This is a genomic window from Azohydromonas lata NBRC 102462 (assembly GCF_001571085.1).
In the GTDB taxonomy this organism is placed as follows: Bacteria; Pseudomonadota; Gammaproteobacteria; order Burkholderiales; family Burkholderiaceae_C; genus Azohydromonas; species Azohydromonas lata.
This window is the reverse complement of record NZ_BCTC01000175.1, coordinates 1-8,015: the sequence shown is the minus strand read 5'-3', so window position 1 is coordinate 8,015 and position 8,015 is coordinate 1. Positions and strand designations below refer to the sequence as shown.

General features: G+C 69.4%; 9 protein-coding genes. 5 read left to right on the top strand and 4 right to left on the bottom strand.

The features are described from left to right. Window positions 1-146 (bottom strand): urate hydroxylase PuuD (locus ALA01S_RS32410; RefSeq protein WP_174548670.1); only part of this gene is annotated, 146 nt, incomplete at its 3' end. 338 nt (window positions 147-484) lie between these two features. After that, window positions 485-1,318, bottom strand: coding sequence for an urea transporter (locus tag ALA01S_RS29605; protein ID WP_169806045.1), 834 nt, complete (start codon window positions 1,316-1,318; stop codon window positions 485-487). 153 nt (window positions 1,319-1,471) lie between these two features. Between ALA01S_RS29605 and ALA01S_RS29600 the strand changes: the two genes are divergently transcribed. Then, window positions 1,472-2,212 (top strand): helix-turn-helix domain-containing protein, encoded by a 741-nt coding sequence (locus ALA01S_RS29600; RefSeq protein ID WP_066343125.1) that lies wholly within the window; start codon window positions 1,472-1,474, stop codon window positions 2,210-2,212. A 31-nt stretch (window positions 2,213-2,243) separates the two neighbouring features. Here the strand turns inward: ALA01S_RS29600 and ALA01S_RS29595 are convergent, their stop codons facing one another. Then, window positions 2,244-2,726 (bottom strand): cupin domain-containing protein, encoded by a 483-nt coding sequence (locus tag ALA01S_RS29595; protein WP_066343123.1) that lies wholly within the window; start codon window positions 2,724-2,726, stop codon window positions 2,244-2,246. Window positions 2,727-2,783: 57 nt separating this feature from the next. Between ALA01S_RS29595 and ALA01S_RS29590 the strand changes: the two genes are divergently transcribed. Then, a complete protein-coding gene (locus ALA01S_RS29590) occupies window positions 2,784-3,377 on the top strand; it encodes a TetR/AcrR family transcriptional regulator (protein WP_169806044.1) in 594 nt (197 codons plus the stop codon). Between the two features lie 97 nt (window positions 3,378-3,474). Next, a complete protein-coding gene (locus ALA01S_RS29585; RefSeq protein ID WP_066343120.1) occupies window positions 3,475-4,929 on the top strand; it encodes a diguanylate cyclase domain-containing protein in 1,455 nt (484 codons plus the stop codon). 42 nt (window positions 4,930-4,971) lie between these two features. On the opposite strand, the gene ALA01S_RS29580 is transcribed toward ALA01S_RS29585, so the two are convergent. Then, window positions 4,972-5,886, bottom strand: coding sequence for a LysR family transcriptional regulator (locus ALA01S_RS29580; RefSeq protein WP_373863020.1), 915 nt, complete (start codon window positions 5,884-5,886; stop codon window positions 4,972-4,974). 140 nt (window positions 5,887-6,026) lie between these two features. On the opposite strand from ALA01S_RS29580, the gene ALA01S_RS29575 reads away from it, so the two are divergent. After that, window positions 6,027-7,007 (top strand): Bug family tripartite tricarboxylate transporter substrate binding protein, encoded by a 981-nt coding sequence (locus tag ALA01S_RS29575; protein WP_066343116.1) that lies wholly within the window; start codon window positions 6,027-6,029, stop codon window positions 7,005-7,007. Window positions 7,008-7,031: 24 nt separating this feature from the next. Then, window positions 7,032-8,009 (top strand): tripartite tricarboxylate transporter substrate binding protein, encoded by a 978-nt coding sequence (locus ALA01S_RS29570; RefSeq protein ID WP_066343115.1) that lies wholly within the window; start codon window positions 7,032-7,034, stop codon window positions 8,007-8,009. The last annotated feature ends 6 nt before the right edge of the window (window positions 8,010-8,015 follow it).

Below are 8,015 nucleotides of genomic sequence, written 5' to 3'. Positions count from 1 at the left end.
CTCTTCAGGTCCGAATGCGTGGGCGCGCCGAGGCTGTTGTCCAGCATCACGAAGTAGAAGGAGGCGCCGATCCAGGCGATGGCGGTGATGACGTGGGCCCAGCGCAGCAGCAGGTTGGCCCAGTCGACCAGATAGGAGATGTCCATCTGAAAACTGCAGGGAGATGGCCGGCGCCCAGGTGTGCTCCGGCCCATCCCCTCACCACAGCGGGCTCTGTGAGGAGCGATAGTCGCAACCTGGACAGCAAGCATGGCGCTTGGGCCGGGCTCCGCGGCGACTTGGACCAAAGTGTATACAAAGCGGCATGCCATCCGGCTCGCGTAAACCCGTAGAGCCCGCCTCGGGTTCCGGAATAGCGCCTATTCCTGTTCAGGCCTTGCCTGAAAAATCCCTTGCCGAATGGATGTTTTTAAAGGTGCGTTCTCAACCGGCGTTGGCGTGTTGCGCCTTGTAAACGTGCCCTGTGGAGGGCTTGCTGGCGGCGCTACCGGCCGTGCCGTGCGGCCAGCAGCGCCGCCCAAGTGCACAGGATGAAAGGCGCCGTGAACGCGGGAATGCCGGCGCCCTGCGCGGCCAGGGACAAGGCCGTGGCGCCCGTTGCCGCCGCCAGGCACGCCGGCAGCGAGGCCCGCGCGCCCAGGGCCAGCGCGCACAGCACGGCATTGAAGCCGGCCAGGCCGGCCGACAAATCGCCCGCGGGCCGCTCGGCCAGCGTGCCCAGGGCCAGGCCCAGCGCCGAGGCGGCCAGTACCCGCAGCGCCAGGCGCGGCGACTCCAGCGCGATGGCCGCCACGGCGCACAGCGCCGCCGGTACGCTCTGGACGAACACCACCTGGCCCAGGCCGTGCAACAGGCCTGCGCCCAAGCCAAAGCCGTCGGCCGCGGCAGCGGGTAACGGCTGCGGCTGCAGGCTCCACTGCGGCGCCAGCGCCATCACGATCCACGCCGTGAGCAGGAAGGGCACCGTGTACACCGGCACCAGCCAGCCGCGCACGCCGCGCCACAGCACACCGGCCAGCGTGGCCGCCACCGCGGCCCAAACCAGGGCCAGGAAGGGCGGCGCGTACAGCACCTGCAACGCCATCGCCGCCAGCGCGGCGTTGTAGCCGTGCAGCCCGGCGCGCACCTCCTCGCGCGGGCGGCCCAGCAGCCAGGCCAGCGCCGCGCCCAGCGCGCTGCCCAGCAGCGCCACGCCGGCCAGCCGCGGCGAGGCCAGCAGCACGCCGGCGCCCACCAGCAGGCCGGAAGCGGCACGCCTGAGCAGAAAAATCTGGGCCAAGCCGCGCAAGGTGATGCGCAGCGCACAGGGAAACGACATGGACATGGCTGTTCAAACGGCTTGCCAGAGACGAATCCAAGGCCTGCACGCGTTGAGGGCATGCCGGCCACGGCATACGATTTGTGCGCATAACTGTATACAGTTTGCCGTTTTCGCAGTACCGCCCAGGAATTCCGCGTTCCGCCCAACGCCATGCCTCACCCCTTGCCGCTTTCACGTCAGGAGCCGCCGCCCCGGGTGGCCTGTTCCGGCTGCCACCTGCGCAGCCTTTGCCTGCCGCAAGGCCTGCACGCCACGGCGGCGGCCTGGCTGGACGGGATGGTCAGCGCGCAGCTCGCCGTGCTCCGCGGCCAGGCGCTGCTGCGGGCCGGCGCGCCGCTGGAGTCGCTCTACGCGGTGCGCACGGGTTTCTTCAAGACCCGCGTCACGGCGCAGGACGGGCGCGAGCAGGTGGCGGGTTTTCAAATGGCGGGCGACCTGCTGGGCCTGGCCGGCATCGCCAGCGGGCGCCACACGGTGGACGCGGTGGCGCTGGAGGACTCGCAGGTCTGCGTCATCCCCTTCGGACGCCAGTTGGGCGTGGGCGCGGACGTGCAGGCGCTGCAGCAGCAGTTGCTGCGCATCATGAGCCGCCTCATCGTCCACGACCACGGCGTGATGCTGCTGCTGGGCAGCCTGGGGGTGCGCGAGCGGTTGGCCGCCTTCCTGATACGGCTGACGCAGCGGCTGCAGGCGCTGGGCTATTCGGCCTCGGCCCTGGTGCTGCGCATGACGCGCGAGGACATGGGCAGCTACCTGGGCATGAAGGAGGAGACGGTCAGCCGCGCCTTCACATGGCTGCAGGCCCAGGGGCTGCTGGAGGTGCGGCAGCGTGAGATCCGCATCCTGGACCCGCAAGGCCTGCAGCAGGTGGCGGCCGCAGGCAGCCGCTGAAGCTCACGCCGCGCCCGCCGCCGTGCCCTCATCAAGCCGGCGGCCGGAAGCGCAACTGGTGCTTGCGGCCCAGCGCCGGCACCTTGGCCAGGTCGCGCGGGAAGACGGTGATCTCGCGCGCCGCTTCGCGGAAAAAACCCTCCATGGTCGCCGGCGCGTCCAGCACCAGCACGCGCGCGGGCGTGCTGGACGCGCCCTTGAACGCGTGCAGCGTGCCGCCGGGGGCATAGATGAAATCGCCCTGCGTGAAGAGCCTGGACTCGTCGCCCAACTGGAAGCGCACGTCCCCTTCGAGCACGTAATACGCCTCGTCCCAGTCGTGGTCGTGCGGGGGCGGCCCCATGTCCAGCGGCAGCGTCACTTCCATCATCGAGAAGCGCCGCCCCGTGTGCGCGCCCTCGCACAGAAAACGCACCTGCGTGCCCAGCACCGGCAGGCGCTCGCCCTCGCCGGCCTTGACCACGACCGCCTGCCGGTCCGCCACCGTTGCATTCACCAGCGTCGCTTCGTCCATGTGCGCCTCCTGCGGGAGTGATACGATGTCATGCACTATGACAAGGAGGCAGAGCGCATGTCAAGCCGTCCCACCTTGACCGAACGGCACACCGATGCCACGCAGCAGCTCATCCTGGCCTCGGCCGTGGAGCTGCTGGCGCAGGCGGACGTCAACGACGTCACCGCGCGCGCCGTGGCGCGGCACGCGGGGATTTCGGAGCGCACGGTGTTCCGCTACTTCGCCTCGCGCGACGCCTTTCTGGACGCCGTGGCCGGCGCCGCGGCGCAGGGGCTGCAACTGCCGCCACCGCCGGCCAGCGTGCAGGCGCTGCGCGAGTACCCGGCGCGGCTGTATCCCTGCTTCGAGGACAAGGCGGCGCTGGTGCAATCGGTGCTGCACACCGAGCTGTTCAAGCGGGTGCGGGAGAAGGTGATCAGCCAGCGCTGGCCAAGCCTGGATGCGCTCATCGACAGCCATGCGCCGCAGTGCAGCGCCCACGAGCGCAGGCTTGCCGCCATCCAGGTGCGCTACTACCTGAGCGCCACGACCTGGCACTACCACCGCTTCCATTTCAATTTGTCGCCCAAGGAGACGGTCGAATGCGCGCAAACCGCGCTGCGGCTGTGCCTGGACGGCTTGAATCCCGGTGCTGGCGCGCCGATCAAATAGAAATAAGAAATAGCGAGCAATCGCGCCGGCAGTGCCCCGGGCTCAACTTCTTCACGGGAATGCCGATAACAGGGGGTTTTTTCGTTCTTCGCAAGCCATGGCGTCCACCATTCCCCAGCTCGATCGGCTTCTCGGCATCATCCAGGCGCAATCGCAGCTGTCGGATGCGGAGTTGGACCTGGATGCCTTCATGCAGCGCGTCGTGGACAGCATGCAGTCCCTCACCGGCGCGGCGGGGGCCGTCGTCGAGTTGGTCGAGGACGACGAGATGGTCTACCGCTGCGCGAGCACCTCGTTTTCGGCCCATGTGGGGCTGCGGCTGAAGCGGGAAGGCAGCCTTTCCGGCCTGAGCGTGGCCCGCCTCGAAATCCTGCACTGCGCCGACACCGAGGAAGATCCGCGGGTGGACCGCAACGCCTGCCGGCGCATCGGTGTCCGCTCCATGGTCTGCACGCCGCTGTTCTGCGCCGGCGAGGCGGTCGGGGTGTTGAAGATCCTGGCACGGGAGCCGCACGGCTTCGACGACGCCGCGGTGCAGACCTTGGAGCTGATGGCCGCCACCCTGGGCGGGGCACTGGGCCGCCAGCTGGCCTATGAGCAGCGCCTGCAGATGGCGGCCCAATTGCACATGAGCGAGGCGCGGCTGCGCGCAATGCTCCTGCACGCCAACGACGCCATCGTGTCGATGGACGACCGAGGCCTGGTGACCGAGTGGAACCCCGCCGCCGAGCGCTTGTTCGGCTGGCGCCTGGAAGAAGCGCTTGGGCAGCCGCTGTCCTCGCTCATCGTGCCGCCGGCGCTGCGCCAAGACCACGATGACGGTCTTGCCGGCTTCCTGTCCCGCGGAGGCGCGGCCATGGCGAACCGCCTTGAGCTTCCCGCAGTCCGCCGCGACGGGCAGGAGATGACCATAGAGCTCAGCTGGAGCGGTGCCCAGGTGGGCGGCACGTGGGAGTTCACCGGCTTCATGCACGACATCAGCGAGCGCAAGCGCCTGGAGGCCACGCTCAACACCATGGCGCTGCACGATGCGCTCACCGGCCTGCTCAACCGGCGCGCCTTCATGAAGGCGCTGGACCAGGTGGTGCACCATCTCCAGCGCCATGGCACGCCCGCAGCGCTGTTGTTCCTGGACCTGGATGGATTCAAGCGGCTCAACGACACGCAAGGGCACCAGGCCGGCGACCAGGCCCTGGTGGCGGTGGCGCAGGCGCTGCGCGGTGTCGTTCGCAAGAACGACATCGTGGGGCGGCTGGGCGGCGACGAGTTCGTGATCCTGGCCGATGGCATTGGCGACCTCCAACAAGCGGGCGCCATGGCGCACAAGCTGCTGCAGGAGGTCAAGGCTGCCGTGCCTTCCTCGGGGCTGTCCTGCAGCATCGGCGTCGCACTGGCCTGCCCTGCGCTCACGCCGGATCAACTGCTGCAGCAGGCCGACGACGCGATGTACCGCGCCAAGCAGCGGGGACGGGACGCCGTGGCCTTCCATGGAGAAGAACGCGCGGGCTGCGGGAGCCGAAGCCCGGTCGGCGAACCTTCTGCATTGGCCTGAGCATCGCAGCCGTGCCCTAGGCGCCGGCCCGCCACGCACGCCTCAGCCGCCGGCCAGCGCCCCGGCCGCCTGGCCCGCCAGGGCCTGGATGATCAGCTCGCGCAGCCGGCGCTGCGCCGGGTTGCGCGCGGCGCGGCGCCACGCCAGGTAGATCTCCGCCACGACGTCCTTGCGCCACAGGTCGCGGAACACGACGTTCTCGAAACGCAGGTAGCTGGCCGAGGCCGGCACGATGGCCAAGCCTGTGCCCGCCTGCACCAGGGCCATGATGGTGTGCGTCTGGCCGATGTGGTGCACGTAGTGCGGGCACACGCCCGACGCCGCGAACAGGCTTCGGATCTTGTCGTGGAAGTACTTGCCCTCCTTCTCGGAGTACATGACCAGCGGCTGCTGCTCCACATCGGCCTGCGCGATGCGGTCTTTGCACGCCAGCGCATGGTCCAGCGGGATGGCCAGGCGCATCGGCTCGCGCACCACGCAGTGGTAGTCCAGGTCGGCCTCGGAGTGCAGCGGCCGCACCAGGGCCAGGTCCAGCGCCTCGGCGGCCAGGGCCTTCAATTGCTGCACCGACACCATCTCCTCCAGCACGATGTCCACGCCGGGCAAGGCCTCGTGCGCCAGGCGCAGCAACTGCGGGATGAGCGCATAGCCCGCCACCGCCGTGTAGCCGACGACGACGCGGCCGGCGTCGCCTTGCGCCGTGAGCCGCGCGTTGGCCGCGGCCTGGTCGGCCAGGCGCAGGATTTCCAGCGCGTCCCGGTACAGCGCCGCGCCGGCCGGGGTGGGCCGCACGCTGCGGCTGGTGCGCTCCAGCAGCCGCGTGCCCACCGACGCCTCCAGCAACTGGATCTGGCGGCTCAGCGGCGGCTGGGTCATGTGCTGGCGCGTGGCCGCCTTGCCGAAGTGAAGCTCCTCGCACACGGCGACGAAACAGCGCAGCTGAAACAGGTCCATCAATTCAATCCATGCATCGAACGATCCAAATTTGAGCTTAGACCTTTATCGGTGGGCTTCCTACACTGGTTGTACGACGACTGGAGCGGCCAAGTACCGCACCCGCGGACGTTTCAGCCCAGGTTCAAGCAGGAGACAACTTGATGACACCGCGCTTCGCGCTGCCGCTGCTCGCAGCCGCACTGACCCTTGCCGCCGCGGGAGCGGCCACCGCGCAATCCACGGCCTGGCCCACGCGGGCCGTGACCCTGGTCGTGCCCTTCCCGCCTGGAGGCGGCACCGACACGGGCGCGCGCATCGTGGCCGAACAGCTCAGCCGCCGCCTGGGCCAGCCCGTGGTGGTGGAAAACAAGGGCGGCGCCGCCGGCCAGATCGGCGCAGACCTGGTGGCCAAGGCCAAGCCGGACGGCTACACGCTGCTCATGGGCAACGTGGGCACGCAGGCGATCAACCCGGCGCTCTACAAGAAGCTGCCCTACGACGCGGACAAGGCTTTCCAGCCCATCACGCTCGTGGCCGAGCTGCCGATGGCCATGATGGTCAACCCCGGCGTGCCGGCGAAAACGGTCAAGGAGTTCATCGCCTACGCCAAGTCCAAGCCCGGGCAGCTCAGCTACAGCAGCTCCGGCGCCGGCGGCGGGCCGCACCTGGCGGCCGAGATGTTCAAGGACAGCGCGGGCACGTTCATCATCCACGTGCCCTACCGCGGCGGCGGCCCGGCCGTGTCGGATCTCATCGCCGGCCACGTGCAGCTTTCCTTCATGACGGTGTTCGAGGCCAGCGGCCACATCAAGGCCGGCAAGCTGCGCGCGCTGGCCGTCACCAGCGACAAGCGCGTGCCCGCGCTGCCGGACGTGCCCACGCTGGCCGAGGCCGGCGTGCCGGGCTTCAACAGCGTGTCCTGGATAGGCCTGCTCGCGCCGGCCGGCACACCGGCGGACGTGGCCGACAAGCTGGCCGCCGAGGTGCGCGCCGTCATGGCGCAGGACGAGGTGAAAAAGAAGTTCTCCGAGCTCGGCGCCGTCCCTGCCACCGGTACGCCCGCGGCGTTCGCCAAGCTCATTGGCGAGGACCGCAAGCGCTACGCGCAAATCATCCAGGACCGAAAGATCACGGTCGAGTAAGCGCAGCAGCAGCGGAGGTTTCCCATGTCGTACAGCACCCCTTGGCGCGGCCTGCTGGCCGCAGCGGGCGCGCTCGCCCTCGCGGCCGGCGCGCAGGCGCAGCAGGCCTTTCCCAGCAAACCCATCACCATCGTCGTCCCGGCCTCGCCGGGCGGGGCCATAGACATCGCCGCGCGGCTGATAGGCGCGCGCTTCACCGCGGCCTGGGGCCAGCCGGTGAACATCGAGAACAAGGGCGGCGCGGCCGGCATGCTGGGCTCGGACTTCGTGGCCAAGGCCGCGCCGGACGGCTACACGCTGGCGCTGGTGGCCAGCAGCCACGCCATCAACCCCAGCATGTACAAGAAGCTGCCCTTCGACACCGTGAAGAGCTTCGAGCCGGTCGTGCAGACGCACGTGGTGCCGCTGATGCTGGTGGTGAACAAGGACATCCCGGCCCGCAACGTCGGCGAGCTCGTCGGCTACCTGAAATCCCACACCGGCCAGGCCAGCTACGCCTCCAGCGGCAACGGCGGCGCGCCACACATGTCGGCCGAGCTGTTCAAGAGCATGGCCGGGGTGGACGTGGCGCACGTGCCCTACAAGGGCAGCACGGCGGCGCATCCGGACCTGATCGCGGGCCGCACGGCCTTCATGTTCGACACGGTGGCCGCCGTGGCGCCGCAGGTGAAGGGCGACAAGCTGCGCGCGCTGGCCGTGACCACGCCCAAGCGCTCGGCGCTCTTCCCCGAGCTGCCGACCATGGCCGAGGCCGGCTTGAAGGGCTACGAGACCAGCACCTGGGGCGGGCTGCTCGCGCCGGCGGGCACGCCCAAGGACGTGATCACCAGGCTCAACGCCGAGGCCAACAAGGCGCTGGCCGCGCCGGACGTGCGCGACAAGCTGGCCGCCGCCGGCATCGAGCCCGCGGGCGGCACGCCGCAGCAGTTCAAGGATTTGATCCAGTCCGAAATGGCGCGTTGGTCACAGGTGGCCAAGACGGCGGGCATACAGGCTGAATAAACCCCC